We start from the raw sequence: 25690 nt of genomic DNA, 5'->3' as shown, positions 1-25690 counted from the left end.
GCTGGAGGGGGTTCACCACCGCCTTTTCCCCCTTGCCCTTTCTCCCGCCCCTGACCTAGGGTGCGCCCCGAGAACAGGAAGGGAACACGTGCATGCCCGGGACCATTCGCGCCGGCATCGGCGGCTGGACGTTCGAGCCCTGGCGGGGCGGCCCGTTCTATCCCGAAGACCTCAAGCAGAAGGACGAGCTGAAGTACGCGTCCAGCAAGCTGACCAGCATCGAGATCAACGGCACCTACTATTCCACCTTCAAGCCCAACAGCTGGCAGAAGTGGCGCGACGAGACGCCCGACGACTTCGTGTTTTCGGTCAAGGCCAGCCGGTTCTGCACCAACCGCCGCGTGCTGTCCGAGAACAACGACTCGATGGAGAAGTTCCTGGCCCAGGGGCTGGAGGAGCTGGGCCCCAAGCTGGGGCCGATCAACTGGCAGTTCATGGCGACCAAGAAGTTCGACCCGGTCGATTTCGAGGGCTTTTTGAAACTGCTGCCCAAGGAGATCGGCGGCCGGCCGGCCCGCCACGCCCTCGAGGTCCGCAGCCCGACCTTCGCCGACCAGCAGTTCTACGACCTAGCCGCCAAGTACGGCGCGGCCATCGTCTACGCCGTCGACGACGAGGAGCCGACCTGGCCCTGCATCGACCAGCCGACCGCCGACTTCACCTATGCCCGGCTAATGTCCAGCAAGGCCGACGAGCCCACCGGCATGACCTCGGAAGAGCTGGACGGGATCGCCAAGCAGACGCGTGAATGGGCCAAGCGCGGCGACGTCTTCGCCTATTTCATCGCCGGAGCGAAGGTGCGGAACCCGGCGGCGGCCATGGCCCTGATCGAAAAGCTGAAGACGTAACGCTCTTCACCCTCCAGAACCCTCTCCCATGGGGAGAGGGAGGGGCCCAGTCGAAGCCTGGGAGGGTGAGGGGCTTGGACGTTAACCGGCGTGCCGGCAGGGCGTTTCGTGAGAAATCGGTGAGGGTTTGCCCCCTCACCCTCCCACCGCTGCGCGGCGAACCCCTCCCTCTCCCGTCGGGAGAGGGTCCGAAACCTCGAGACACCCCAGCCCCCGCAGGCTCGCCGCCACCGCCGCGTCCAGCGGGGTGTGCGGCACATCCCCCAAGAACGCCCGGAGCTTGCGGTCGTCCAGCGCCAGGGGCTCACGCCACAGGTAACGCATCTCGGCCATCTCGTGGAACAGCGGCACGACCGGCGACAGGGCGACGACCAGCCACCAGGGGAAACCCGTCACCGGCAGCTTCGGCTGGCCGGCCGCCCGCCGCACCGAGGCCGCCATCTCGCCCCAGCCCAGTCGGTGGCCGCCGAAGTGGAAGACCTCGAAGGCCGCGAGGCGGTCAGCCCGGTCGAGCAGTTGGGCCATGGTTTCGGCCAGGTCCGGCAGGTAGGCCCAGGCGTGGGCCACGCCCCGGGCCGCGGGCTCGGTCACCGACCTCACCGGCCCGCCCGACTTGACCACCGCCTGGCCGAACCAGTTGTTGCTGGCGTGCGGCCCGAAGAAGTCGCCGGCCCGGACGATCAACACCGGCGCCCCCTGGGCCGAGGCCGCCTTCAGCCGCCGCTCCATCTCGACGCGGATCTTGCCCTTGCGGGTGGTCGGGTTCTGCGGCGCGGTCTCGTCGACCAGCGGGAAAGTCTCCAGGCCGAAATTATAGACCGTGCCCGGCAGCAGGATCCGCGCGCCCTGCGCCTTGGCCGCGGCGATGGTGCTGTCCAGCATCGGCAGAACCAGCTTGCCCCAGTTGCGGTAGCCGGGGGGATTGGCGGCGTGGACGATCAGCTGGACGCCCTGGGCGGCGCGGGCCACGTCGGCCGCGACCATGGCGTCGCCCCGGATCCAGTCGATTCCGGCGCGGTCAGGCTGGGCGCGGCGGGTCAGGGCCCGGACCGTCCAGCCGTGGCGGACCAGGGCCGAGGCGGCTTCGCCGCCGATGCCGCCGGTCGCGCCGATCACCAGGGCGATGCGTTGCTGGGTCGTGGTCATTGTCGGTCTCCGTCGGGGTTGATGACCGCAAGATCGACCAAGCCAGCCCAAACGAGAATTGACGAACCTTCTTGATCTGCCATGCATGAATGCATGAGCGATCCCGACTGGAGCCTGTACCGCGCCTTCCTGGCGGTGATGACCGAGGGCAGCCTGTCGGCCGCCGCCCGGGCCCTGGGCCTGACCCAGCCGACCCTGGGCCGCCAGGTCGCCCAGTTGGAGCGCGCCCTGGGGGTGGCCCTGTTCACCCGCTCGCCCCAGGGCCTGAAGCCCACCGACGCCGCGCTCGACCTCCAGCCCCACGCCCAGGCCATGGCCGGGGCGGCCGGCGCCCTGGTCCGCGCCGCGTCCGGGGCCGGCGACACGGCGCGCGGCGTGGTCCGCCTGACCGCCAGCGAGATCGTCGGCGCCGAGGTGCTGCCGGCGATCCTGGCCGACTTCCGCCCGCTGCATCCCGGCGTGACGGTCGAGCTGTCGCTGGACAACCAGCAGCAGGACCTGCTGCGCGGCGCGGCCGACATCGCCGTGCGCATGGTCCGTCCGACCCAGGACGCCCTGGTCGCCCGGCGGCTGGCCGACACCCACCTGGGCCTCTACGCCCACCGCCGCTATCTGGAGGCCGAGGGCGCGCCCGCCACCCTGGACGCCCTGGCCGACCACGCCCTGATCGGCTTCGACAAGGGCACGCCGTTCCTGCGCGGCCTGGTCCAGCACGTGCCGCTCCCGCCCCAGGGCTTTGCATTCCGGGCCGACAGCGACCTGGCCCAGCTGGCCGCCGTCCGCGCCGGCTTCGGGATCGGCTTCGTCCAGCACGGGGTGGCCCGCCGCGATCCCGACCTGGTCCCGGTCTGCCCCGGCCAGATCGGCTTCGACCTTCCGGTCTGGCTGGTCATGCACGAGGACCTGCGCGCGACCCTGCGCATGCGGGCGATGTTCGACCACCTGGCGGAAGGGCTGAGCGCGTTCCTGGCGACGTCGCAGCCCTAGGGTCGCGCAACCGTGAGGATCGAACGTGGTTAACCGAACCTCAACGCCGGCGCGCTACAACCCTCCCCATGCGCCGCGCCCTCGCCTGCCTGCTGATCCTCGCCGCCCTGGCCGGCTCGGCCGCGGCCCAGACGGCCAAGCCGACGCGGGTGGTTCCCGCCAAGCCGGCCAGCGCCCCGGTCCAGGCCGACACGCCGGCCCTGCCGCCGCCGCTGATCCCGCTGACCGGCGCCGCGCCGGCCCGCGACCCGGACCAGTGCCGCGCGTCCTGCAACCGCACCTACTTCTTCTGCCGGGCCAACGGTGACGACGACAGCTGCCCGACCCAGTGGATGCAGTGCAAGTCGCGCTGCACGGCCACCTATTCGCCGCGCGCGCTCGGCAATTAGCCACGCCGACCCGACGACGGTTTGACGGCTCGCATAACGCTGATACGCTCACCTGAACAACGATAAGTCGGGGAGGCGCGCCATGGGCGCCAAGTCGCTTCCGAAGGTCTGCATCATCGGCGCGGGCTGCAGCGGCTTCACCACCGCCAAGCGGCTGAACGACGCCGGCGTCCCCTATGACTGCTTCGAGGCCTCCGACGACATCGGCGGCAACTGGTACTACAAGAACCCCAACGGGCTGTCGGCCTGCTACGAAAGCCTGCACATCGACACCTCCAAGTGGCGGCTGGCCTTCGAGGACTTCCCGGTTCCACCCGACTGGCCCGACTTCCCGCACCACAGCCAGGTCCTGAAATACTTCAAGGACTATGTCGCCCGGTTCGGCCTGCGCGAGACCATCACCTTCAACACCAAGGTCCTGCGCGCCGAGCGCACCGCCGACGGCCTGTGGTCGGTGACCCTGTCGACCGGCGAGACCCGGCGCTACGACGTGCTGATCGTCGCCAACGGCCACCACTGGGACCCGCGCATCCCCGACTATCCGGGGACCTTCGACGGCGTCGCCTTCCACGCCCACGCCTATAGCGACCCGTTCGACCCGGTCGACATGCGCGGCAAGACCGTGGTCGTGGTCGGCATGGGCAATTCGGCCATGGACATCGCCAGCGAGCTGGCCCAACGCCCGATCGCCGGCAAGTTGATCGTCTCGGCCCGGCGCGGGGTCTGGGTGTTCCCGAAATATCTGAACGGCAAGCCGTCGGACAAGTCGGCCATGCCGCCGTGGATGCCGCGCCGGCTGGGGCTGAAGATCGTCGGCGCCCTGGTCCGCAAGCATGTCGGCCGGATGGAGGACTACGGCCTGCCCAAGCCCGACCACGAACCGTTGGAGGCCCACCCCTCGGTCAGCGGCGAGTTCCTGACCCGGGCCGGCTGCGGCGACATCACCTTCAAGCCGGCGATCAAGGCCCTGGAGGGTCGCGAGGTGCGCTTCGCCGACGACAGCGTCGAGCCCGTGGACGTGATCCTGTTCGCCACCGGCTACAGGATCAGCTTCCCGTTCCTGGACGACCCGGCCCTGGTTCCCGACGCCGACCACCGCCTGCCGCTGTTCAAGCGGATGATGAAGCCCGGCGCGCCGGACCTGTTCTACATGGGCCTGGCCCAGGCCCTGCCGACCCTGGTCAATTTCGCCGAGCAGCAGTCCAAGCTGGTCGCCGCCTACCTGACCGGGCGCTACCTCCCGCCCCCGGTCGACGAGATGCGCCGCATCACCGCCAGGGACGAGGCGCGCCACACCGGCCACTATTACCCCTCGGCTCGCCACACCATCCAGGTCGACTTCGGGGTCTATTGCGCCGACCTGAAGAGGGAGATCGCGGCCGGCGGGAAGCGGGCGCGGGCGGCCGGCGGCGCCCTGCCCGTGCCGGCGCGAGCGTCGGACGCCTTGCCACTGGCGGCGGAATGAGGCTGAAATCATGACGGGGCGTCATCTGGGCCTCGCCACGAGTCGCGTCCGATGTCGAACATCGCCTACTTCCCCGCCCGCGGCCCCGGCGAGGACAACCGCCCCGGCAAGCGCGAACGGACCAAGGTCGCCAACCGCCAGGCGATCCTCGACGCGGCGCGGGCGGTGTTCGGCGAGCTGGGCTACGAGGCCGCCACGGTGCGCGACATCATCCGCCGCACGGGCTTGGCTTCGGGCACCTTCTACAACTACTACAAGTCCAAGGAAGAAGTGTTCGACGCCCTGGCCGACGACGGCGCGCGGCGCTTTCGGCCAATCCTGCGGGCCGAGTCCGACAAGGCGGCCGACTTCGAGAGCTTCCTGCGCGGCGCGATCCGGGCCTATTTCGACTTCCTGGCGGCCGAGCACGAGAGCTGGCGGATCAACCGGCCGGCCGGCGAGGTCTTTCCCCACGCCCGCGCCACCCCCGAGGTCCAGGCGGTGTTCGACGAGGTCCACGCCGCCTTCGCCAAGGTGCTGGAACACGACCACGCCCCGGCCGTCGACCTGGACTATTTCGCCGCCGCCTGCATCGCCGTCGCCCGCGAGGTCGGCGACAAGATGCTGGAGCGCCGGCCGATCGACGTGGACGGCGCCGCCGACTTCGCCGTCCGGATGATCCTGGGCGGCCTGCCCGCCCTGCCCCGCCTCTAGACCTCCCGTTCCGCCGACAAGAAAGAGCCCGAATGGCCGATCCCGCCGTCCAGAAATTCATCCTCAAGGTGCTGTTGTCGCTGCCCAGCCCGGTGCTGCGGGCGATGTCGGGGGGCGGGAGCGTCTATCGCGGCGGGCGGACCCTGGATCCGCGCTTCCAGTTCCTGGCCGCGGGGGCCGCCAAGATGCCGTCGCTGACCACCCTGTCGCCGGACGAGGCCCGCGCCGCCAGCGCCCAGGGCCTGGCCGCCATGAGCGGTCCGCCCGAGCCCGGCGTGCGCAACGAGAGCCTGTCGATCGACGGCCCGAACGGGCCGATCCGGCTGCGCGCCTACCGCCCGGCCGACCAGGACAGCGGCGCGCCGCTGATCGTCTTCGCCCATTTCGGCGGCGGGGTGATCGGCGACCTGGAGACCTGCCACGCCTTCTGCGGAATCCTGGCCCGCCTGGCCCGTACGGCGGTGCTGTCGGTCGACTACCGCCTGGCGCCGGACCATCGCTTCCCGGCCGGCCTCGAAGACGTGCTGGCCGCCTTCCGCTGGGGCCGCGACAACGCCGCCCGCTTCGGGGCCCTGCCCGGCGTGGCGGCGATCGGCGGCGACTCGATGGGCGGCAACCTCTCGGCCGTCGTCGCCCAGGAGATGAAGCGCCTGGGCGAGGCCCAGCCGGCTCTGCAGCTGCTGATCTATCCCGCCGTCGACGTGGCCAGCGAGACGCCGTCGATGACCACCTATGGCGACGCCTATCCGCTGAGCCGGCCGATCATGGACTGGTTCATGGGCCACTACATGGGTCCCGACGCCGACCCGGCCGATCCGCGCCTGTCGCCGGACAAGACCGCCGACCTGTCCGGCCTGGCCCCGGCCGTGGTGGTCACCGCCGGCTTCGATCCCCTGGTCGACCAGGGCGAGGCCTACGCCAAGCGGCTGATCGCGGCCGGCGTGCCGACCACCTACCGCTGCTACGACAGCCTGGCGCACGGGTTCACGGCCTTCACCGGCGCGGTCCCAGCGGCCGACGCGGCCTGCCGCGAGATCGCGCGGCTGGTGCGGGCGGCGTTCGACAAACTCTAGCTGTCATCCCAGACGAAGCGCGCAGCGCGAAGATCCGGGACCAACGCGTGAACGGTGCTTCCGGCGGTCCCGGGTCTGCGCTTCGCTCCGCCCGGGATGACAGAGCTTTGGAGACCAAATCCATGCGCGCCCTCGTCGTCGAGAGCCTGGCCCCCGACTTCGCTGGCTGCGCCGTCCGAGACGTCCCAGCGCCGCAACCCGGCTCCGGCGAGGTGCTGGTCCGGGTCCGCGCCGCCAGCGTCAACTTCCCCGACCTGCTGATGACCCGGGGCGAATACCAGTTCAAACCGCCCCCACCCTTCACCCCCGGCCTGGACCTGGCCGGCGAGGTCGCGGCCCTGGGCGAGGGCGTCACGGGCTGGAAGATCGGCGACGCCGTGGTCGGCGGCGCGCGGCTGGGCGGGTTCGCGCAGTACGCCGTGCTGGCGGCCGACGCCCTCAAGCCCAAGCCCGCGCGGCTGTCGTTCGCCGAAGCCGCCGCCTATGGCGCGGCCTATCTGACCGCCTATGTCGCCCTGGTGCGCCGGGCGCGGCTGGAGCCCGGCGAGCGGGTGCTGGTGCACGGCGCGGCCGGCGGGGTGGGCCTGGCGGCCGTCGACCTGGCCAAGGCCCTGGGCGCGAAGGTGATCGCGGCGTCGGCCTCCGACGACAAGCTGGCGCAGATACAACGCCTCTACGCCCCCGACGCCGTGGTCAACGTGACCGGCGGCTTCCGCGAGCGCGTGCAGGACATCACCGGCGGCCACGGCGCCGACGTGATCTACGACCCGGTCGGCGGCGACGTGTTCGACGAAAACGTCCGCTGCATCGCCTTCGACGGCCGGCTGCTGGTGATCGGCTTCACCTCGGGCCGCATCCCGACCGTCTCGGTCAACATGCCGCTGATCAAGGGCTTCTCGGTGATGGGCGTGCGGGCCGGGGAGTACGGCCGACAGTTTCCGGAGAAGGGGCGCGAGAACGCCGAGGCGGTGTGGCGGATGGCGGACGAGGGCGTGATCAAGCCCCACGTGCACGCCGAGCTGCCCCTGGACCGCTGGCGCGAGGCCTTCGACCTGCTGGCCGAGCGGCGAGTCGTCGGCAAGGCGGTGATCCGGCCGAATCTCTGAGGTTCACCTTGGCCAGGCCAAGATCTCAAGGTACCGCTTTGCTCTGACTGGGACGCGAGAAGAGGTCGCCATGCATGGGATAGTGACCGCGGCGTCGGTGTTCGTGCTCGTCGCCGCCACGTCGCCCGGCGCGCTCGCCAAGCCGGCGCAGGAGCGTCGCATTCTGGTCGCGAGCTACCCGCCGGCTGAATTGCGGGTCGATGGAGCGCTGCTCTGCACGACGCCATGCGTGGTCCCGGAACACCGTTTGAAGGGTACGTTCACGCTTTCGAACGACGGCTTTCCGGACGTCAGCTATCGATACCCTCTGCCGCCGACCCCGCCTGGCGGTGTGCTCGATCCCGCCCAGGAGATGAGCTTCGAGATCGGTCAGGGCTTCATGATGTTCCACCGCTCGCCGGGCTTGGGGAACGACAACATGCCGCCCTCGCCGGCCCCGCCCCCCTTGGGCCCGCCGGAGCCCATGCGCTCCGTGCCTTCGCCCAAGTTCTAGCGGGAGGGATCGGACTCATGTTGACAGCGCCCGCCCCTTCCCTTATCCACCGCCCCTCACTCGCGGCGGCCCTACGGCTTCCGCGTCCCATTATTATCGGAGCCACCTCGTGAAGCGGACATTCCAGCCGTCGAAGCTCGTGCGAGCCCGCCGTCACGGCTACCGCGCGCGTATGGCCACCAAGAACGGCCAGAAGATCGTCGCGCGTCGCCGCGCCAAGGGCCGTAAGCGCCTGACGGCCTAACAGCCTTCTCCCGCGTCAGCGGGAAAAAGACCATGATGGAAGCCGCCCTTTCCTCGAACCAGGCTCTGAGCCTGCGCCGGAAAGGGCGGCTTTTTTCATGACCGAAGCCCCGGTCATTCCTCCCGCGCCTCCGGCCGTGAAGATCGAGCGCCTCAAGAAGCGCCCGGACTTCCTGAAGGCCGCCAAGGCGCCCAACCTGGCGCGCGGGGCGGTGTTCATGCAGATGCGCCCGCGCCACGACGACGACCCGCTGATCCGGGTCGGATTCACCGCCACCAAGAAGATCGGCGGCTCGGTCGAGCGAAATCGCGCCAAAAGACGCCTGCGCGAGGCCGCCAGGCTGCTTCTGCCCCTTCATGGCCGCCCCAGTTGCGACTATGTGTTCATCGCTCGCGGCGGAACCGGCCAGCGGCCATGGGGGCGTTTGCTTGACGATGTTAAAACCGCGCTGATAAGCCTCGCCGCCGACCTCGATCGCGCGGGCCCGGGCGCGACGCCCGCTCCGCACGCCCCCGCCGCGTCCGATTCCTCCGTTTCTGGTTAAGTCCAACCCATGCAGAACGACTCCAACAAAAACACGCTGATGTTCCTCGTCTGCGCGTTCGCGATCTTGATCGGCTACCAGTTCTTCGTGCTGGGTCCGCAGCAGAAGCAGCAGGAAGCCGCGCTCCGCGCCAAGAAGGCCGCCGAGGCGCAGATCGCCGCCCAGCCCGGCATGACCATCGGCGCCGACGGCCTGCCCCAACCGCTGAAGCTGTCGCGCGACCAGGCCAAGGCCCAGAGCCCGCGCATCGCCGTGGACACCCCGGCCCTGTCGGGCTCGATCGCCCTGAAGGGCGCCCGGATCGACGACCTTTGGCTCAAGCGCTTCACCCAGACGGTCGACAAGAATTCGCCGCCGGTCGAGCTGTTCCGCCCCGAGGGCGCCGAGCACGCCTGGTTCGCCGACTTCGGCTGGGCCGGGATCGCCGGCATGACCGGCCTGCCTACCCCCAACACCGTGTGGACGGCCGCGCCCGGCCAGGTGCTGCGCCCCAACACCCCGGTCGTCCTGACCTATGACAACGGCCAGGGCCTGGTGTTCACCCGCACTATCTCGGTCGACGCCGACGCGATGTTCACGGTCGCCGACACCGTCCGCAACCAGGGCGGCGCGGCCGTGGCCCTGGCTCCCTACGCCTCGGTCCAGCGCCAGGGCATTCCGACCGAAGGCCCGCACGGCCTGGGCAAGACCCAGATCGTCTACGAGGGCGGCATCGGCGTGCTGGGCGGCATCGACGGCGTCAAGGACGGCAAGTACCTGCTGCAGAACCAAGCCAAGTACCCGAAGTGGAAGAAGGACAAGCCGCTGCAGGACAATCTGGAATCCAAGGGCGGCTGGATCGGCATGACCGACAAGTACTGGCTGGCGGCCCTGGTCCCCCAGCAGTCCGAGATGATCAAGGGCCGCTTCCAGGTGAAGCCGGTCAGCGGCGTCGACGTCTATGAATCGGCCTTCACCGGTTCGCCGCGCTCGCTGGCGGCCGGCGCGACCATCACCAACACCACCCGCCTGTTCGCCGGCGCCAAGACCGTGCCGCTGCTGACCCGCTACCAGTACGGCGGCAAGCCGGTGGTCTGGTGGCAGTTCTGGAACCGTCCGGCCAGCGTGATCCCCAACTTCGACAAGGCCGTCGACTGGGGGATGTTCGAGATCATCACCCGGCCGATCTTCAACATCCTGGAGATCTTCTACAAGCTGGTGGGCAACTTCGGCGTGGCCATCATGCTGCTGACCGTGGCCTTGAAGCTGATCCTCTTCCCGCTGGCCGACAAGAGCTACGAGTCGATGGCGAAGATGAAGAAGATCGCGCCCGAGGTCGAGAAGCTGAAGGCCAAGCACAAGGACGATCCGGCCAAGCAGCAGCAGGAGATGATGCAGCTGTACGCCAAGGAGAAGATCAATCCGATGATGGGGTGCATCCCCATGCTGGTGCAGATCCCGATCTTCTACTCGCTGTACAAGGTGCTGACGGTGACCATCGAGATGCGGCACGCGCCGTTCTTCGGCTGGATCGTCGACCTGTCGGCGCCCGAGCCGACCACCCTGTTCAACCTGTTCGGCCTGATCCACTGGGATCCCGCCACCCTGCCGCTGCTGGGCGCCTCGATCGCCCACCTGGGCGTCTGGCCGCTGCTGTACGGCTTCACCATGTGGCTGACCACGGCGATGAACCCGCCGGCTGGCGATCCGATCCAGCAGAAGATCTTCCAGTTCTTCCCGATCATCTTCACCTTCACCCTGTCGGGCTTCGCCGTGGGCCTGGTGATCTACTGGTGCTGGAGCAACGTGCTGACGATCATCCAGCAGTACATCATCATGCACCGCTACAAGGTCGAGAACCCGATCGACAAGCTGATCGCCCGCTTCAGCGGCAAGTCCGTCGGGGCCACCTGATGGACGAGCTGGGCTACAGCGAAGAGGAGATCGAGGCCGCCCGCGTGCTGTTCGCCCAGCCGGCGACCTTCATGATGGGCGCGGTCAGGATGGACGGCATGCCCGCCCCGACCCTGCCGGAAGTGGCCTTCGCCGGCCGCTCGAACGTCGGCAAATCCAGCCTGATCAACGGGCTGGTCGGCCAGAACCACCTGGCGCGGGCCTCGAACTCGCCGGGGCGCACGCGGGAGGTCAACTTCTTCGTGCTGGCCGAGAAGCTGCGCCTGGTCGACCTGCCGGGCTACGGCTTCGCGCGGGTGTCCAAGAGCATCGCCGACAAGTTCCAGGACCTGGGCCGCGCCTATCTGCGCGGCCGGGTCAACCTCAAGCGCGTCTACTTGCTGATCGACGCCCGCCATGGGCTGAAGGCGGTGGACGTCGAGGCCCTGGACGCGCTGGACGTCGCGGCGGTCTCCTACCAGATCGTCTTGACCAAGGCCGACAAGATCAAGCAGGCCGAGCTGGACGCCACGGTCGACCGGACGCTGAAGGCCATCGCCAAGCGCCCGGCGGCCTTCCCCAAGGTGATGGCGACCTCGTCGGAAAAGGGCCACGGCCTGCCCGAGCTGCGCGCCGAGATCGCGCGGACCTGTTTGAGCTAGGGAGCCGCCCTCGTCCTTCGACAAGCTCAGGATGAGGGCTACTTTCGACCTCGAAGCGGCTGTAGAAATCCTCATCCTGAGCTTGTCGAAGGACGAGGATTTCAGCCCCCCGGTTCATCCTATCCACACCATCGTTCCCAGGCCTTAACCTTCCGGCGACGTCCGCCGGCTAAGGCCACGCCTCCCGTTTCCGAGAATCCCCCATGACCCGTCACGAACTGAAGACCTGGCCGCAATATTTCGCCGCCGTGCGCTCGGGCAAGAAGCGCTTCGAGATCCGCCGCAACGACCGCGAGTTCGCGGTGGGCGACGTGCTGGTGCTACGCGAGTTCGATCCGGAGCAGGACGCCTATACCGGCCAGGTCGAGGAGCGGCAGATCACGTTCCTGCTGTCGGAGGAGGACTACGGCGTCATCCACGGCTTCGTGGCCATCGGCTTCGGCGAGGTGGTCCATCACGGCGACATGCCGGCCGACGGCGCCCTGACCGCGGCGCAGCTGGCCCACTGGCACGAGACGGCCTCCAACAACGCCGCCCTGCGCGCCCAGGACGCTCGCAAGGTGGCCCAGAGCTACGCCGCCCCGACCACCGGCCGCGCCGCCATGCCGGTCGCCGCCGATCGCCACAACGCCGTGGCCGCCGCCGCCGAGGCCGAGGCCGGCTTCCACGCCGCGGCCGCCAAGATCGTGCGGGGGAAATAGGTCCCCTGCGCTGTCATCCCAGACAAGGCCCGCGGTTCGCCGATCCGGGATGACAATGGTGTTGAATGGAAAAAGGGCGGACCTCGCGGTCCGCCCTTTTGTCGTTCCGGCGGTAAAGCCCGGAGCTACGCCGCCTGGCTGACCTGGGCCGGGAAGACGTCGTCCATGCGCAGATAGGTGATCAGGCGGCTGTCCAGCGAGATGATCGCCTGGATGAAGCGCAGCTCGTCGGTGCCCAGGTCCGGGGTCGGCTGCAGGTGGTCGCGCGACACGGTGAAGGTCTCGCTGACCGCGTCGACCAGGATGCCGGCCAGGCGGTCCTGGCACTCGACCACGACGATGACGTGGCGGGTCTCCGGAACGGTCACGCCGAGGCCCAGGCGGTTGCGCAGGTCGATGACCGGCATGATCGCGCCCCGCAGATTGATCACGCCCTTCAGATAGGCCGGGGCGTGCGGGATCGGGGTGGCCGGGGTCCAGCCGCGGATCTCGCGGACCGTCTTGACGTCGATGCAGAACTCCTGCTCGCCGATGCAGAACGAGATCAGCTCCAGGGCGGGTTCGGCGTGGTCGGTCATGGCGGGGTCCCGAGGGTCGAAAGTCTTCGCGGCGAAGGCCGAAAACCGGTTTCGCGTCGTCCGCCACAAGAGCCCGGGCGCCGTTTAATAACGGTTAATGTAGAGCTTGTGGGGCGGCGTCGAATTGTCGCGCAGGCGTCCAGCGCCGGCTAGGGCTCCGACGCCCCGACATCGCCCTCGTCGGTCAGGTTGAACTCGTACCAGACGCCGTTCAGCACGCCGAAGGCGACGGCCAGGCCCAGGCCCAGGATCCAGGTGAAATACCACATGGCTGAAACTCCTCAGTACAGGGCCGGGTCGGTCTTGAGCGCCGCCGTGCTGGTCCGGCCCCACAGCACCTTGAACACCCAGGCGGTGTAGAGCAGCACGACCGGCATCAGCACGACCACGACGATCAGCATGATGAACAGGGTCAGGTGGCTGGATGAGGCGTTCCACACCGTCAGGCTCGAGCGCGGATCGATCGTGCTGGGCAAGATGAACGGGAACATCGACAGGCCGACCGTGGCCACGATCCCCGCCGCCGAGGCCGAGGAGCCGCCGAACGCCAGGGGCGCGGACCGCCGCCACAGGCCCAGCAAGGCCAGGACCGCGCCGCCGAAGCCCAGCGCCGGCGCGGCCAGCATCCAGGGATGGCGGCCAAAATTGTCGAACCAGGCGCCGGGCGCGGCCACCGTGGCCATCCGCAAGGGATTCGACGGCGCGGCCGGATCGAACGCGCCCTCTATCCGGAAGCCCAGGCGCGTGGCCAAGAGCCCCCCGACCAGGAACAGCAGCAGGCTGGCGATCGCCGCCGCCGTCCCGAACCGGCGGGCACGATCCTGGACCACCCCCGCCTCGGCCTTGATCCCCAGCCAGGCCGCGCCGTGCAGCGCCAGCATGGCCACCGACAGCAGGCCGCAGACCAGGGTGAACGGGGTGAACAGGCCGAAGAACGCGCCATGATAGGTGGCCCGCAGGTCGCCATCCAGCTTGAACGGCGCGCCCTGCAGCACGTTGCCGACGGCGACGCCGAACACCAGCACCGGCACGAAGCCGCCCGTGAACAGGGCCCAGTCCCAGAACGCCCGCCAGCGCGGGTCCGGCCGCTTGGACCGGTACTTGAAGCCGACCGGCCGCAGGATCATCGCCACCAGCACCAGGAAGATGGCCAGGTAGAAGCCCGAGAAGCTGACGCCGTAGACCAGCGGCCAGGCCGCGAAGATCGCCGCGCCGCCGGTGATGAACCACACCTGGTTGCCTTCCCAGGTGGCGCCAACGGTGTTGATCACCATGCGGCGCTCCTCGTCGGTGCGGGCGACGAAGGGCAGCAGCGCGCCCACGCCCATGTCGTAGCCGTCGGTCAGGGCGAAGCCGATCAGCAGCACGCCCAGCAGGCCCCACCAGATCAGGCGCAGGGTCGGATAGTCGAGGGGGAGTTCCATGATCCGATATCTCCTAGGCCACGGCTTCGCCGGCGGGCGCGGCCAAAACACCGGGGGGGCCGGACGGGAAGGCTTCCTGCTCGGCGAACGGCCCCTTCTTGATGGTCCTGAGGATCAGCCCGACCTCGACCACCGCCAGGGCGCCGTACAGCAAGGTGAAGACCACAATGCTGGTCAGGATCTGGGCCACGCTCAGCGACGACGGGGCCAGGAAGGTCGGCAGCACGCCCTCCACCGCCCAGGGCTGGCGCCCGACCTCGGCCAGCACCCAGCCCAGCTCGGTCGAGATCCACGGCAGCGGGATGGCCGCCACGGCGATCATCAGGAACCAGCGGGTGTTCTGCCGCCGCAGGGCGGCCAGCACGAAGGCGGTGGCGAACAGGGCGATCATCAGGAAGCCGATTCCGGCCATGATCCGGAACGACCAGAACATCACCGGCACGTTGGGCACGGTCTCCCAGGCGGCTTTCTGGATCAGCGCCTTGTCGGCCGTTCGCGGGTCGGCGACATGGCGCTTGAGCAGCAGGGCGTAGCCCAGGTCGCGGCGATGGGTCTCGAACACGCCGCGCGCCGCCAGGTCCTTGGGATTGGCCTTCAGGGTCTGCAGCGCGTCGTAGGCGACCACGCCGCTCTCGATCCGGGTCTCAGCCTGGGCCACCAGCTCGAAGATGCCGGCGACGGGCCGGTCCAGGCTGCGGGTGGCGATCAGGCCCAGGACATAGGGAATCTTGATCTCGGCGTGGGTCTCGCGCGCCTTCAGGTCGGGAATGCCGAAGGCGGTCAGGCCGGCCGGGGCGGGTTCCGTCTCCCACATGGCCTCAAGCGCCGCCAGCTTCATTTTCTGGTTGTCGGTCAGGGCGTAGCCGCTCTCGTCGCCCAGCACGACCACCGACAGGGACGAGGCCAGGCCGAAGGCGGCGGCCACGGTCAGCGAGCGCTTGGCGACGCTGACATACCTGCCCTTCAGCAGGTACCAGGCGCTGACGCCCAGCACGAAGACCGCGGCGATGGTGTAGCCGGCGCTGACCGTGTGCACGAACTTGGCCTGGGCCACCGGATTGAACAGCACGGCGCGGAAGTCGGTCACCTCCATCCGCAAGGTGTCGGGATTGAAGGCCGCGCCGACCGGGTTCTGCATCCAGCCGTTGGCGACCAGGATCCACAGGGCCGACAGGTTGGTGCCCAGGGCGACCAGGAAGGTGACCAGCAGGTGGGTGACCGGCCTCAGCTTGTCCCAGCCGAAGAACATCAGGCCCACGAACGTGGCTTCGAGGAAGAAGGCCATCAGCCCCTCGATGGCCAGCGGCGCGCCGAAGATGTCGCCGACATAGTGCGAGTAGTACGACCAGTTCATGCCGAACTGGAACTCCATGGTCAGGCCGGTGGCGACGCCGAGCACGAAATTGATGCCGAACAACGTGCCCCAGAACCGGGTCGTGGTGCGCCAGATCGGCCGCTTGGTCATCACATAGACGCTCTCCATGATCACCAGCATGAAGGAGAGGCCCAGGGTCAGGGGCACGAACAGGAAGTGGTACAGCGCCGTCAGGGCGAACTGCAGACGAGAGAGGTCGACGACGGCGGGATCCATGCAGCGCTCCGGTTGTCGTTGGCGATCGATCGCGCCAGGGACTTTCCACCCCTAGACGCCTCGTGGCTAGGGCGCTTTGATCCGGATCAAGGACGCGCCCGTCCCCGTTCCCTAACGACGGTCCATGTCCGCCAGTCTCACCGCCCAGCTCGAGGCCGTCGCGCGACCCTGGCTGAAGGCGTCGGCCCGGTCCGGCGGCCGGGCGTCCTCGGCCGCGTCGCTGTGGCTGCTGGCCGACGTCCCCGCCGCGATCGCCTTCGCCGCCGGCCTGGCCCTGGCGATCGACGCCCTGCCGCGCGGCCTGGCCGCCGCCGGGCCGTGGCTGGTCGTGCTGGCCCTGGCCGCCGCCGCGCGCGGCCTGCTGGCCCGGCGCGCCGCCGAGGCCGGGGCCCGGGCCGCCGCCAGCGTCAAGGCCCAGGCCCGCCACGACGCCGTCGCCTCGGTGCTGGGCGGCCGCGTCACCGGCGGCGAGGCCCTGTCGGCCGTGGTCGAGGGAGTCGAGGCCCTGGACGGCCACGTCGCGCGTTTCGAGCCGGCCCGGCGGGCCGCCGCCGTCGCCCCCCTGCTGCTGATCGCCGCCATCGCCGTCGCCACCCCCGTGGCGGCCGGGATCCTGCTGGCGACCCTGGTCCCGTTCGGCCTGGTCATGGCCCTGGCCGGCGGAGCGGCGGCCGAGGAATCGCGGCGGCAGTTCCTGGCCCTGGAGCGATTGTCCGGCCTGTTCCTCGACCGGGTCCGCGCCCTGCCCCTGGTGCTGGCCTTCCAGGCCGAGGGCGCGGTGACCCGCGACCTGTCCGTCGCCGCCGACGACCTGGCCCGGCGAACGATCCGTGTGCTGAGGGTGGCCTTCCTGTCGTCTGGAGCGCTGGAGTTCTTCGCCGCCCTGTCGGTGGCCCTGGTGGCGGTCTATTGCGGCTTCAACCTGCTGCGCCTGCTGCCCTTCCCGGTTCCCGAACAGCTGGACCTGAAGCGCGCCTTCTTCGCCCTGGCCCTGGCGCCGGAGGTCTACGCGCCCCTGCGCCGCCTGGCCGCCGCCTATCACGACCGCCAGGCCGCCGAAGCCGCCGCCCTGACCCTGGCCGCCCTGCCCGCCCCCGCGCCCGCCCCGCCGGCCGCCGCCTTCGGCGCCCCGCCGGCCCTCCGCTTCCAGGCCGTGACCGTGAGCTACGAGGCCGGCGAGGCGCCGGTGCTCGACGGCTTCGACCTCGACATCGCCCCTGGCGAGGTGGTCGCCCTGCTCGGCCCCAGCGGCAGCGGCAAGACCACCCTGCTGAACCTGCTGCTGGGCCTGGCGCCCCTGAGCGGCGGCGAGGTGTCGATCGGCGACCAGCGCCTGTCGCACCTGGGCTCGATCGCCGCCTCGGTCGCCTGGGCCGGGCAATCGCCGGTGATCCTGCCCGGGACCCTGGCCGACAACCTGGCCCTGGCCTATCCGGGCGCGGACCGCGAAGCTATCCAACGCGCCGCGCGCGCCGTCGGCCTGGACGCCGTGCTCGACGACCGCGGCGGCCTGGACACCAGGCTCGACGAGCGCGGCGCCGGCCTGTCCGGCGGTGAACGCCGGCGGCTGGGCCTGGCCCGCGCCCTGCTCAAGCCCGCGCCGATCCTGCTGCTGGACGAACCGACCGCCGACCTCGACGCGGCCTCGGAACAGGCCCTGTTGCCGATCCTCCGTGAAGCCGCGCACGGCCGCACGACTCTGATCGCCACCCATTCCGAGATCGTGGCCGCCCTGGCCGATCGCGTGGTGCGGCTGTGAGCGTGTCCGAAACCAATAACGTCTGTCATCCCGGACAAGCGAAGCGCAGATCCGGGACCGCCGGAAGCGCCGGCGCTCAGGCCCCGGTCCCGGATCTGCGCGCTATGCGCTTGTCCGGGATGACAGACATTTGCGGCGGGACGGATGCGATGATCCCGCTCTCGGGAGCGCGGCTATGAGCGCCGGCCCCCTCGCCGCCCTGATCCGCCAGCAACGCAAGCGCCACGCCGACGGCCTGCGCCTGGCCGCGCTCTCGGCCGCCGTCGTCGGGGCGGGCTCGGTGCTGCTGCTGGGACTGTCGGGCTGGTTCCTGACCGGGGCGGCGATCGCCGGACTGGCCGGACTGGCCTCGGCTCAGGCCTTCAACGTGCTGCTGCCCAGCGCCGGCATCCGCCTGCTGGCCATCCTGCGCACCGCCTTCCGCTATCTGGAGCGGCTGTCGGGCCACGCCGCCGCCCTCAAAGCCCTGGCCGCCATCCGCCCGACCCTCTACGCGGCCCTGGCCGCCGCCCCGCCCGTCCAGGGCCTGCCCCTGTCGCGCGGCGAGGCCTCGGCTCGGCTGGTGCAGGACGTCGACGCGGTCGAGACCCGGCTGATCCGCCTGTCCGCCCCCTGGGGCGCGGGCGCCGCGGTCGCCGCCGGCCTGGCCCTGGCCGCCCCCGCCGGCTGGGCGCCGGCCCTGGTCGTCGCCCTGGCCGCGGCCGCGACCGTGCTGAGCGTCCGCGCCCTGGCCCGCCGCCTGACCGCCCGCACCGGGCCGGCGATCCAGCAAGCGACCGGCGACCTGAAGGACGCCCTGGCCGCCTACGCCGCCGCCGCGCCCGAGCTGCGGGTCTATGGGGTCCAGGAGCGCGCCGCCGCCGAGATCGCCGCCAAGGGCGCGCGGCTGGACGCCCTCAAGCGCGACGCCGTCGCCGCCGCGGGCTGGCTGGCCGTGCTGCAGGCCGCGATCCTGGGCCTGGCCGTCGCCGGCGTCCTGGCCCTGGCCCACGACGCCGCCACGCCCCTGGCGGCCATGGCCGGCCTGGCGACCGCCATGGCGCTGGAGGGTCTGGCGGGCGTTGGCAAGGCGTTCGAGCAGGAGGCCGGCGCCGATGCGGCGGCTGACCGGCTGGACGCGGTGCTGGAGCATGGGCCGAGCTTGGCGGGCGCTCAGGACGCGCCGGATCGTCCGAGCCTGACCTTCGGCGAGCTTACCGTGGAGCCTGGATCGCGACTGGTCCTGACCGGTCCTTCGGGCGTGGGCAAGACCACGGTGCTCGAGCGACTGCTGGGTTTGCGCGGCTTGAACTCCGCTCATCCCGGCATTCGCCCGGATGAGCGGTTGTTGTGCGGGGGCCAGGAGCCCGACGCGCGCGCCCGCCCCGCCTTCGCCCACGCCCCGCAGGACGCGGCGATGATCGCCGGCACGGTCCGGGCCAACCTCGCCCTGGCCGGCCCGCATCCTGACGAGGCCGTGTGGGCCGCCCTGGCCGACGCCGCCCTGGAGGCCCGGGTCCGCGCCCTGCCCCAGGGCCTGGACACCTGGATCGGCGAAAACGGCGAGCGGCTGTCGGGCGGCGAGCGGCGGCGGCTGTCCCTGGCCCGCGCCCTGCTGCGCGACGCCCCCTGGCTGCTGCTGGACGAGCCGACCGAAGGCCTGGACGCCGCCACCGAGGCCCTGGTCGTCGCGCGGCTGGACGCCCGCCTGAAACGCACCGGCCAGGGTCTGGTGCTGGTCAGCCACCGCCCCGCCCCGCATGCCCTGTGCGATCAGCAACTGCCAATCGCTCCGCCAGCGGCTATAGGGTAGCCGACCTTGCGCAGCGGAGATCGCTATCACGTGATGACCACGGTTTCGGCCGGGACGCTGCACAGCGACCTGCGGCCCCGGGCCTATCTGGCGTGCATGGCCACGGTGCTGGCCTGCTGCCTGATCCAGCTGGCCCTGCCCCCCGGCTTCACCGCCCCCTCGGCCTTCCTGCTGTTCGTGCCGGCCGTGCTGATCAGCGCGGCGGTCGGCGGCCTGGCGCCGGGCCTGTTCGCCACCGTCCTGGCGGCGGGAGCCGTGTGGCTGTTGAAGGTGCGCGGGACGCCCGACCAGGCCACGGCCCTGTCGAGCCTGGTGTTCGTGATGATCGGCTTCGGCATGTCGGTCGGCGGCGGCTGGTTCCATGCCGCCCGCTCGCGCGCCGCCGCCATGACCCATCACCTGCAGTCGATCCTCGATTCGGCCCCCGACGCGGTGATCGTCATTGACCCGGCCGGGGTCATGACCTCGTTCAGCCCCGCCGCCGAGCGTCTGTTCGGCTGGACCTCGGCCGAGGCGATCGGCAGGAACGTCAGCCTGCTGATGCCCGAGCCCGACCGCGGCGGCCACGACGGCTTCCTGGCCCGCTACAGCCGCACCGGCGAGAAGCGGATCATCGGCACGGGCCGCATGGTGGTGGGCCGGCGCAAGGACGGCACGACCTTCCCGATGGAGCTGGCGGTCGGCGAGACCCGGGGCCTGCAGCCGTTCTACACCGGCTTCATCCGTGACCTGACGGAACGCCAGCAGACCGAGGCCCGGCTGCGCGACCTGCAGACCGAGCTGGTCCACGTCTCGCGCCTGACCGCCATGGGCGAGATGGCCTCGACCCTGGCCCACGAGCTGAACCAGCCGCTGTCGGCGATCGCCAACCTGCTGACCGGCTCGCGCCGGCTGATCGACCGCGGCCGGCCCGAGGACCAGGCCAAGGTCCGCGACGCCGTCGACAAGGCCTCGGCCCAGGCCCTGCGGGCCGGCGACGTGATCCACCGCATGCGCGAGTTCGTGCGGCGCGGGGCCAGCGAGCGCGCGCCCGAGAGCCTGTCCAAGGTGGTCGAGGACGCCGCCGCCCTGGCCCTGATCGGCGCCCGCGAACACCTGGTGACCACCCGCCTGCAGCTCGATCCGGCCGCCGACGCGGTCTATGCCGACCGGGTGCAGATCCAGCAGGTGCTGGTGAACCTGATCCGCAACGCCGTCGACGCCATGGCCGACTCGCCGCGGCGTGAACTGACGATCGCCAGCCAGCGGTTGGAAAGCGGATCCGTCCAGGTCAGCGTCACCGACACGGGCTCGGGTATCAGCGACGACTTCCGCGAGCGATTGTTCCAGCCGTTCATGACCACCAAGGCCGAGGGCATGGGGGTGGGCCTGTCGATCTCGCGCTCGATCATCGAGGCGCACGGCGGACGCATCTGGGCCGACCCGAACCCGAAGGGCGGCACGGTGTTCCACTTCGTCCTGCCGCCGCGTAGAGATGACGACGAGGACAACAGGGACCTGATCGATGAGTGAAGCCGTGGTCCACGTGGTCGACGACGACGAGAGCGCCCGTGAATCCCTGGCCTTCCTGCTGGAGGCCGCCGACTTCGAGGTGGTCAGCCACGCCTCGGCCCTGGCCCTGCTGGACGCCCTGCCGCTGGACGGGGCCGGCTGCGTGATCACCGACATGCGCATGCCCGACATGACCGGGCTGGAGCTGGTGCGCGAGCTCAACGCCCGCGGCTGCCGCGTGCCGATCATCATGATCACCGGCCATGGCGACATCCCCCTGGCGGTCGAGGCCATGCGGGCCGGGGTGGCCGACTTCATCGAAAAGCCGTTCGGCGAAAGCCGGATGATCGACGCCCTCAACCGCGCCCTGGAGGCCGGCCCGCCGCCCCTCTCCCAAAACAAGGCCGCCGCCGCCGGAGCCTCCGACGAGGCGACCCTGGTCCGCCAGCGGCTGGAGACCCTGTCGGAGCGCGAGCGCCAGGTGCTGGACGGCGTCGTCGACGGCCAGCCCAACAAGGTGATCGCCCGCGAGCTGGGCATCAGTCCGCGCACGGTCGAGATCTATCGCGCCAAGCTGATGGCCAAGATGCACGCCGACAACCTGGCCGCCCTGGTGCGCATGACCCTGTCGACCCGGCGGGGGTAGGACGCGCGGCGATCGCTGCGTTCAAGCCAAGCTAGGTAGTCCTCCTTAGGCGTAGGACCCGACTGTACCGCCCGGCTCCGGCGACCGAGATTGGGCGGGCCAAGAGATCGGGAGATCGCCATGCTGTCCGTGATCCAGACCCCCGTCCCCACGGCCGTCCGCCAGCCGGCGGCGGTCGTACTGGACGGCCTGCATCAGAGCTTCGGCCGCGACGAGACGATCTTCGACGAGGGCCAGCCGGCCGACCGGATCTACCAGTTGATCTCCGGATCCCTGCGCACCTGCCGGATCCTGCGCGACGGCCGGCGGCAGATCGAGGCCTTCCATTTCGCCGGCGACGTGTTCGGCCTGGAGAGCGGCGAGACCCACCGCGTGGCGGCGCAGACCCTGGGCCCGGCCCTGGTGCGGGTGATGCCGCGTCCCGCCCTGGCGGCCCTGGCCCACGAGCGCGGCGACGTGGCCCGCCGCCTGCTGGAGCTGACCACCGACAGCCTGCGCCGCTGCCAGGACCACGTGCTGATGCTGGGCCGCCGCACCGCCAGCGAACGGGTCGCGGCCCTGCTGCTGGACCTGGCCGAGCGGACGGGCGCCCAGGCCCTGCTCGACGTGCCGATGACCCGCCAGGACATGGCCGACTATCTGAGCCTGACCATCGAGACCGTGTCGCGCACCGTCAGCCAGTTCCAGCACGACGGCCTGATCGCCCTGCCGACGACGCGCAAGGTGCTGTTGCGGAATAGGGCGGCGCTGGAAGCGATGATCGACTAGGACGACGCCACGTTCATCCACGCCGACGCCGTCTCGCCCGGCGCCAGGACCTTGATCCCGCTGTCCTGGCCATTGAACGGATCCGGCCGGTTGGCGACCGGTTCGGCGCAGACGAAGTCCGCGCCCGGCGGCGAATAGACGTGCAGCCAGCGGCACTCGGGCGAGGCGGTCAGGGTCGTGCTCGCCCCGCCGGGCGCCGACAGGGTCGCGACGCCGTTCCAGCCGGTGTAGCAGTTGTCGATCAGCTCGGAGACCGCCGTCGGCGCGCCGGCCGCCCAGTCCGAGCGCCAGACGCCCTCGACATGGGTGGTGGGCAGGCAGTCGTCGTCGGTCAGCCAGACGCCGGTCACGCCGGCCTGCAGCCGCTCGCCCGGGCGAGCCGGGAAATAGGGGTGGAAGCCCAGGCCGACGGGCGTCGGCTCGGCCCCGGTGTTGGTCACGGTCAGGTCCTGGCGCAGGCCCTCCTCGCCCAGGGTGAAGCGTTGCTCGGCGCGATAGGCCCACGGCCATTCGCCGGGCGGATGGTCGAAGGCCAGCACCGCCTGCGTCTCGCTTGCCGACACGACGGTCCACGCCCCGCGCCACGCCTGGCCGTGCAGGGCGTGCGGGTGGTCGCCGAGGTTGGGCGACAAGGCCACCTCATGGCCGCCGAAGCCGAAGCGCCCGTTCCGGATGCGGTTGCAGAACGGGACCAGGGCGAAGTTGCCGGTCTCCAGCACCTCGCTCGTCCCGGCCGGCGCCGGCCGCAGCACGTCGCGGCCGTCCCAGGTGAACCGGCCGACCGAGCCGCCCAGGGCGGGCAGCAGCTCGACGCGGGCGCGGGCGGTCTGCAGGACGACGACGGTCATGGGAGCCTCGGAAGAAGGACGACAACGTGGCCTGCCTAAGCGGATCGCGGCCCGGAAACAAGCACCCCTTCCCCCCGGCGTTCGACGGGCGCCGGGGGGAAGGGGGAAGCGGTAGGCCCCAGCCGATCGGAGCTGTCATCCCGGACAAGCGCCAAGGCGCAGATCCGGGATGACGGACCTACGGGATGGTCCCTATCCGACCTCCTCCACGTCCTCCGCGACCCGTTGGTCGCCGGCGTCGACCGCCAGGCCCAGCTTCTCCGACATCAGCAGGGTCAGCAGGGCCTGCATGACCCCGCCATTGGCCCCGCCGTCGCCGCCGGCCCCGGTGATCGAGACCTTGGGCACCACGTCGACGCCGCTGGTCTCCAGGGCCTCGGCGAAGCGCTCGGCCACCTGGCGGGCCAGCTGGTAGCGGGCGCCGCCCGAGGCCTCGACCTGGCTGGCGATGGCCTCGGCGGTGGCCAGGCCGACCTTGCTGACCCGCTCGGCCTCGGCGGCGGCCAGGGCCACGACCTTGCCGGCCTCGCCCTCGCCGAGCAGGCGGGTGGCGTCGGCCTCGGCCTTGGCCAGGGTCCGGCGCTGCTGGGCCTCCTGTTCGGAGCGCGCCAGGCTGGCCTTGCCGGCGTTCTGCTGCACCTGGATCGACAGCTGGCTCTCGGTGATCGCCGTCTGCTGCTTGGCCAGGGCCTCGGCCTCGCGCAGCTCGCGCTCCTTCTGGGCGGCGAACTTCTGCCGCTCGTAGGTGCCGATCTGCTCGTCGGCGATCTGCCGCTGGCGAAGCTGGGTCAGGATCTTCTCGATCTGGTCGTCGCCGGTGGCGGCGGGGCGCGGCGTGCCGATCAGCACCTCCTGCAGCTCGAGGTTATAGAGACCGAACTTGGCTTTCATCTCCTCGCTCGACTGGCCCTGGATGGCGCTGCGGTCCTGCAGCAGCTCGATCAGGGTGCGGGTCTGGCCGATGTTCTTGAAATAGGCGCTGACCATCGGGTCCAGGGTCTGCTCGACCAGCTTCTTGATGTCGCCGAACCGCTGGATGACCAGCGGGGCCTTGCGGTAGTCGATGTGGACCACGACCGAGACCGGCAGGGTCGGCTCGAACGCGTCGCGGGTGATCAGCGACACCTCGGCCAGGTTCTCGTCGAACTTGTGCGAGCCCACGGCCATCGTCTCCCACTTCAGGATGAAGTTGGTGGTCGGCACCATGGTCACGCGGCCGGCATAGGTGTTGAAGGCGTACTTGCCCGGCAGCAGCGGGTCGCGCCACACGCCGCGTTCGCCGTTGGCCACCAGCTCGCCGTGGCGATAGCCCTCGCCCGAGGTGTCGGCCCCAAGCGCGCCGGTATAGGACACCACCACGCCCACCTGGCCGACCTCGACCACGGTCTTGTTGATCCGCTCGACCGTCGCGAACAGGCGGTTGATGTAATAGGTGCCCTCGACCAGCACCTGCAGCTGGCGGCCCTTGCGGCCGCCGGCGGCCAGGAACTTGCCGGCCTCCTGGAAGCTGTTGTGGAAGGTCGCGGGGTCTTCCGGATCGGCGCCGACTAGCGGCGCGATCAGCTCGCCGGCCGGCAGGCCGGGGCCGTCATGGACGGTGATCACCCCGATCTGGTCGTCGGCGTCCTTGATCACCACCGGCTCGAAGCCGCCGCGCTCCTCGATGATCTCGGCCATCTGCTCCAGCAGGTCCGCCTCGCTGCGCTCCAGGCTGAGCGCGAAGGTGCGGTCCTTGGTCACCACCACGAACTGGGCCAGGTTGATGGCGTAGGCGCCCTCGCGCAGGATCTTGCGCTGCGGGCCCTTCTGGCCGCCGGCCTCGAGGAATTTGCGCGCGTCCTGGAAGTCGACGCCCGCCGGATGGGTGGCCAGGGTCTGGTCGGCCTCCAGCGGCGCGCCGTCACGGGCGAAGACATAGCCGATCCGGCCCTGGGGAATGGTCACCAGGGACTGGACGTGCAGCCGGTACTGGAACGGGAAGAAGAAGTGCAGGCCGCCGCGCAGAACGTCGGGCTGGAAGCCGGCCTCCTCCTTCAACGCGATCAGGCCGCCGGCGATCGAGCCGCGCCGGCTCCACAGCTTCTCGACCACGGCGACGCGGTTGTTGCCGATGTAGCGGACCATGCCCGACACCCCGACGAACACAGCCGCGAGCACGACGAAAAGCGCCGAACCGACCAGCGGTCCCAACGCCATCAGATTAGACATGTAGGTAGCCCCATGCGGCCGCCTGGGAAGCGATCATCGCTCCATGAAACAGCGGCCACGCTTCAGGTATGCATGCCGCGACGCCCCGCAATCATCCGGCGATCACATCGGATCACGGACACGAGAACTTCGTTACAGGAGGTTCATGAACGCCGGTTCGTTCCCCGGTTGGGCGTCTGTCCTCGGCGGATAGCGAGCGAAGCTTTGAGAAATCAAGGCTCTAAATTTTCTCGACCCTGATCTGTCCCCACCCCTTCAAACCACCCTCATACTGCTTGCACCTGAAGGCATGGGGAGGGCGCACGTACGGCGACCGATGCGGCCTTCGGGGGTGGACGAGCGGGAAGGCTTGTCCGTCGTGT

The 25690-nt window shown here is 70.2% G+C and carries 24 protein-coding genes and 2 pseudogenes; 18 read left to right on the top strand and 8 right to left on the bottom strand.

What is annotated here, in order from left to right; translation table 11 throughout:
- Position 1 precedes the first annotated feature (1 nt).
- Positions 2 to 848, top strand: a pseudogene (locus tag BM066_RS05700) (DUF72 domain-containing protein).
- Positions 849 to 983: 135 nt separating this feature from the next.
- Here the strand turns inward: BM066_RS05700 and BM066_RS05695 are convergent.
- The gene (locus BM066_RS05695) at positions 984 to 1994 is read right to left on the bottom strand and encodes an NAD-dependent epimerase/dehydratase family protein (protein WP_089925112.1); all 1011 of its coding nucleotides are present in this window, start codon (positions 1992 to 1994) and stop codon (positions 984 to 986) included.
- A 93-nt stretch (positions 1995 to 2087) separates the two neighbouring features.
- Here BM066_RS05695 and BM066_RS05690 point away from each other — a divergent pair, with 93 nt between their 5' ends.
- The 11 genes from BM066_RS05690 to yihA all read left to right on the top strand — a co-directional run bounded on the left by BM066_RS05690 (position 2088) and on the right by yihA (position 11522).
- Positions 2088 to 2981, top strand: coding sequence for a LysR family transcriptional regulator (locus BM066_RS05690; RefSeq protein WP_089925109.1), 894 nt, complete (start codon positions 2088 to 2090; stop codon positions 2979 to 2981).
- A 68-nt stretch (positions 2982 to 3049) separates the two neighbouring features.
- The gene (locus BM066_RS05685; protein ID WP_089925106.1) at positions 3050 to 3370 is read left to right on the top strand and encodes a hypothetical protein; all 321 of its coding nucleotides are present in this window, start codon (positions 3050 to 3052) and stop codon (positions 3368 to 3370) included.
- Between the two features lie 82 nt (positions 3371 to 3452).
- Positions 3453 to 4835 carry a flavin-containing monooxygenase gene (locus BM066_RS05680; RefSeq protein WP_089925103.1) on the top strand — a complete coding sequence of 461 codons (1383 nt, stop codon included), beginning with the start codon at positions 3453 to 3455 and terminating at the stop codon, positions 4833 to 4835.
- A 51-nt stretch (positions 4836 to 4886) separates the two neighbouring features.
- Positions 4887 to 5528: a TetR/AcrR family transcriptional regulator gene (locus BM066_RS05675; RefSeq protein ID WP_089925100.1), complete on the top strand. Its 642-nt coding sequence runs from the start codon at positions 4887 to 4889 to the stop codon at positions 5526 to 5528.
- A gap of 32 nt (positions 5529 to 5560) precedes the next feature.
- Complete coding sequence (locus tag BM066_RS05670; RefSeq protein WP_089925097.1) at positions 5561 to 6601, top strand: alpha/beta hydrolase; 1041 nt, start codon at positions 5561 to 5563, stop codon at positions 6599 to 6601.
- A 122-nt stretch (positions 6602 to 6723) separates the two neighbouring features.
- Entirely contained in the window at positions 6724 to 7707 is a 984-nt protein-coding gene (locus BM066_RS05665; protein WP_089925095.1) for an NADPH:quinone oxidoreductase family protein, read from the top strand.
- Positions 7708 to 7789: 82 nt separating this feature from the next.
- Entirely contained in the window at positions 7790 to 8200 is a 411-nt protein-coding gene (locus BM066_RS05660) for a hypothetical protein (protein WP_143093663.1), read from the top strand.
- Between the two features lie 109 nt (positions 8201 to 8309).
- Positions 8310 to 8444 carry a 50S ribosomal protein L34 gene (rpmH, locus tag BM066_RS05655; RefSeq protein WP_012284717.1) on the top strand — a complete coding sequence of 45 codons (135 nt, stop codon included), beginning with the start codon at positions 8310 to 8312 and terminating at the stop codon, positions 8442 to 8444.
- Positions 8445 to 8541: 97 nt separating this feature from the next.
- Positions 8542 to 8988: a ribonuclease P protein component gene (gene rnpA, locus BM066_RS05650; RefSeq protein ID WP_089925090.1), complete on the top strand. Its 447-nt coding sequence runs from the start codon at positions 8542 to 8544 to the stop codon at positions 8986 to 8988.
- Positions 8989 to 8997: 9 nt separating this feature from the next.
- Positions 8998 to 10881, top strand: coding sequence for a membrane protein insertase YidC (gene yidC / locus BM066_RS05645; protein WP_089925087.1), 1884 nt, complete (start codon positions 8998 to 9000; stop codon positions 10879 to 10881).
- Complete coding sequence (gene yihA / locus BM066_RS05640; protein WP_089925084.1) at positions 10881 to 11522, top strand: ribosome biogenesis GTP-binding protein YihA/YsxC; 642 nt, start codon at positions 10881 to 10883, stop codon at positions 11520 to 11522. Before yidC ends, yihA begins: the two co-directional genes overlap by 1 nt.
- A 1-nt stretch (position 11523) precedes the next feature.
- Here the strand turns inward: yihA and BM066_RS26885 are convergent.
- A pseudogene (locus tag BM066_RS26885) lies at positions 11524 to 11640 on the bottom strand (hypothetical protein); the annotation flags it as partial.
- Positions 11641 to 11725: 85 nt separating this feature from the next.
- Here BM066_RS26885 and BM066_RS05635 point away from each other — a divergent pair.
- Positions 11726 to 12223 (top strand): ASCH/PUA domain-containing protein, encoded by a 498-nt coding sequence (locus BM066_RS05635; RefSeq protein WP_089925080.1) that lies wholly within the window; start codon positions 11726 to 11728, stop codon positions 12221 to 12223.
- A 125-nt stretch (positions 12224 to 12348) separates the two neighbouring features.
- Here BM066_RS05635 and BM066_RS05630 read toward each other — a convergent pair whose 3' ends face one another.
- The 4 genes from BM066_RS05630 to BM066_RS05615 all read right to left on the bottom strand — a co-directional run bounded on the left by BM066_RS05630 (position 12349) and on the right by BM066_RS05615 (position 15816).
- Positions 12349 to 12801 (bottom strand): chemotaxis protein CheW, encoded by a 453-nt coding sequence (locus BM066_RS05630; RefSeq protein ID WP_089925077.1) that lies wholly within the window; start codon positions 12799 to 12801, stop codon positions 12349 to 12351.
- A gap of 149 nt (positions 12802 to 12950) precedes the next feature.
- On the bottom strand, positions 12951 to 13070 hold the full coding sequence (cydX, locus tag BM066_RS05625; protein WP_089925074.1) for a cytochrome bd-I oxidase subunit CydX: 120 nt from the start codon (positions 13068 to 13070) through the stop codon (positions 12951 to 12953).
- 12 nt (positions 13071 to 13082) lie between these two features.
- Positions 13083 to 14225, bottom strand: a complete 1143-nt coding sequence (cydB, locus tag BM066_RS05620) for a cytochrome d ubiquinol oxidase subunit II (RefSeq protein ID WP_089925071.1) — start codon at positions 14223 to 14225, stop codon at positions 13083 to 13085.
- Positions 14226 to 14238: 13 nt separating this feature from the next.
- Complete coding sequence (locus BM066_RS05615; RefSeq protein ID WP_089925069.1) at positions 14239 to 15816, bottom strand: cytochrome ubiquinol oxidase subunit I; 1578 nt, start codon at positions 15814 to 15816, stop codon at positions 14239 to 14241.
- Between the two features lie 124 nt (positions 15817 to 15940).
- On the opposite strand from BM066_RS05615, the gene cydD reads away from it, so the two are divergent.
- From cydD to BM066_RS05590, 5 genes are all read left to right on the top strand, one after another.
- Positions 15941 to 17575, top strand: a complete 1635-nt coding sequence (gene cydD, locus BM066_RS05610) for a thiol reductant ABC exporter subunit CydD (RefSeq protein WP_089925066.1) — start codon at positions 15941 to 15943, stop codon at positions 17573 to 17575.
- A gap of 175 nt (positions 17576 to 17750) precedes the next feature.
- Positions 17751 to 19367: an ATP-binding cassette domain-containing protein gene (locus BM066_RS05605; RefSeq protein WP_089925063.1), complete on the top strand. Its 1617-nt coding sequence runs from the start codon at positions 17751 to 17753 to the stop codon at positions 19365 to 19367.
- 33 nt (positions 19368 to 19400) lie between these two features.
- A complete protein-coding gene (locus BM066_RS05600; protein ID WP_255367492.1) occupies positions 19401 to 20879 on the top strand; it encodes a PAS domain S-box protein in 1479 nt (492 codons plus the stop codon).
- Positions 20872 to 21504, top strand: coding sequence for a response regulator FixJ (fixJ, locus tag BM066_RS05595; protein ID WP_089925056.1), 633 nt, complete (start codon positions 20872 to 20874; stop codon positions 21502 to 21504). The genes BM066_RS05600 and fixJ overlap by 8 nt, the downstream gene beginning before the upstream one ends.
- 120 nt (positions 21505 to 21624) lie before the next feature.
- On the top strand, positions 21625 to 22272 hold the full coding sequence (locus BM066_RS05590; RefSeq protein WP_089925051.1) for a transcriptional regulator FixK: 648 nt from the start codon (positions 21625 to 21627) through the stop codon (positions 22270 to 22272).
- Here BM066_RS05590 and BM066_RS05585 read toward each other — a convergent pair.
- On the bottom strand, positions 22269 to 23120 hold the full coding sequence (locus BM066_RS05585) for an aldose 1-epimerase (protein ID WP_089925047.1): 852 nt from the start codon (positions 23118 to 23120) through the stop codon (positions 22269 to 22271). The genes BM066_RS05590 and BM066_RS05585 overlap by 4 nt on opposite strands.
- A 192-nt stretch (positions 23121 to 23312) precedes the next feature.
- Positions 23313 to 25328, bottom strand: a complete 2016-nt coding sequence (locus tag BM066_RS05580) for an SPFH domain-containing protein (protein ID WP_089925043.1) — start codon at positions 25326 to 25328, stop codon at positions 23313 to 23315.
- Positions 25329 to 25690: the final 362 nt, after the last annotated feature.

The sequence above is a fragment of the Caulobacter sp. UNC279MFTsu5.1 genome (assembly GCF_900114015.1).
Lineage (GTDB): Bacteria > Pseudomonadota > Alphaproteobacteria > Caulobacterales > Caulobacteraceae > Caulobacter.
This window is presented reverse-complemented; position numbering and strand designations above follow the sequence as displayed.

Coding starts and splice junctions, on each gene's coding strand:
- BM066_RS05615 (WP_089925069.1), bottom strand. CDS start 15,816: ATGGATCCCGCCGTCGTCGACCTCTCTCGTCTGCAGTTCGCCCTGACG.
- BM066_RS05605 (WP_089925063.1), top strand. CDS start 17,751: ATGAGCGCCGGCCCCCTCGCCGCCCTGATCCGCCAGCAACGCAAGCGC.
- BM066_RS05670 (WP_089925097.1), top strand. CDS start 5,561: ATGGCCGATCCCGCCGTCCAGAAATTCATCCTCAAGGTGCTGTTGTCG.
- BM066_RS05635 (WP_089925080.1), top strand. CDS start 11,726: ATGACCCGTCACGAACTGAAGACCTGGCCGCAATATTTCGCCGCCGTG.
- yidC (WP_089925087.1), top strand. CDS start 8,998: ATGCAGAACGACTCCAACAAAAACACGCTGATGTTCCTCGTCTGCGCG.
- BM066_RS05695 (WP_089925112.1), bottom strand. CDS start 1,994: ATGACCACGACCCAGCAACGCATCGCCCTGGTGATCGGCGCGACCGGC.
- BM066_RS05680 (WP_089925103.1), top strand. CDS start 3,453: ATGGGCGCCAAGTCGCTTCCGAAGGTCTGCATCATCGGCGCGGGCTGC.
- BM066_RS05585 (WP_089925047.1), bottom strand. CDS start 23,120: ATGACCGTCGTCGTCCTGCAGACCGCCCGCGCCCGCGTCGAGCTGCTG.
- rnpA (WP_089925090.1), top strand. CDS start 8,542: ATGACCGAAGCCCCGGTCATTCCTCCCGCGCCTCCGGCCGTGAAGATC.
- BM066_RS05690 (WP_089925109.1), top strand. CDS start 2,088: ATGAGCGATCCCGACTGGAGCCTGTACCGCGCCTTCCTGGCGGTGATG.
- BM066_RS05685 (WP_089925106.1), top strand. CDS start 3,050: ATGCGCCGCGCCCTCGCCTGCCTGCTGATCCTCGCCGCCCTGGCCGGC.
- yihA (WP_089925084.1), top strand. CDS start 10,881: ATGGACGAGCTGGGCTACAGCGAAGAGGAGATCGAGGCCGCCCGCGTG.
- BM066_RS05630 (WP_089925077.1), bottom strand. CDS start 12,801: ATGACCGACCACGCCGAACCCGCCCTGGAGCTGATCTCGTTCTGCATC.
- cydX (WP_089925074.1), bottom strand. CDS start 13,070: ATGTGGTATTTCACCTGGATCCTGGGCCTGGGCCTGGCCGTCGCCTTC.
- BM066_RS05675 (WP_089925100.1), top strand. CDS start 4,887: ATGTCGAACATCGCCTACTTCCCCGCCCGCGGCCCCGGCGAGGACAAC.
- BM066_RS05665 (WP_089925095.1), top strand. CDS start 6,724: ATGCGCGCCCTCGTCGTCGAGAGCCTGGCCCCCGACTTCGCTGGCTGC.
- BM066_RS05590 (WP_089925051.1), top strand. CDS start 21,625: ATGCTGTCCGTGATCCAGACCCCCGTCCCCACGGCCGTCCGCCAGCCG.
- cydB (WP_089925071.1), bottom strand. CDS start 14,225: ATGGAACTCCCCCTCGACTATCCGACCCTGCGCCTGATCTGGTGGGGC.
- BM066_RS05600 (WP_255367492.1), top strand. CDS start 19,401: ATGACCACGGTTTCGGCCGGGACGCTGCACAGCGACCTGCGGCCCCGG.
- cydD (WP_089925066.1), top strand. CDS start 15,941: ATGTCCGCCAGTCTCACCGCCCAGCTCGAGGCCGTCGCGCGACCCTGG.
- fixJ (WP_089925056.1), top strand. CDS start 20,872: ATGAGTGAAGCCGTGGTCCACGTGGTCGACGACGACGAGAGCGCCCGT.
- BM066_RS05580 (WP_089925043.1), bottom strand. CDS start 25,328: ATGTCTAATCTGATGGCGTTGGGACCGCTGGTCGGTTCGGCGCTTTTC.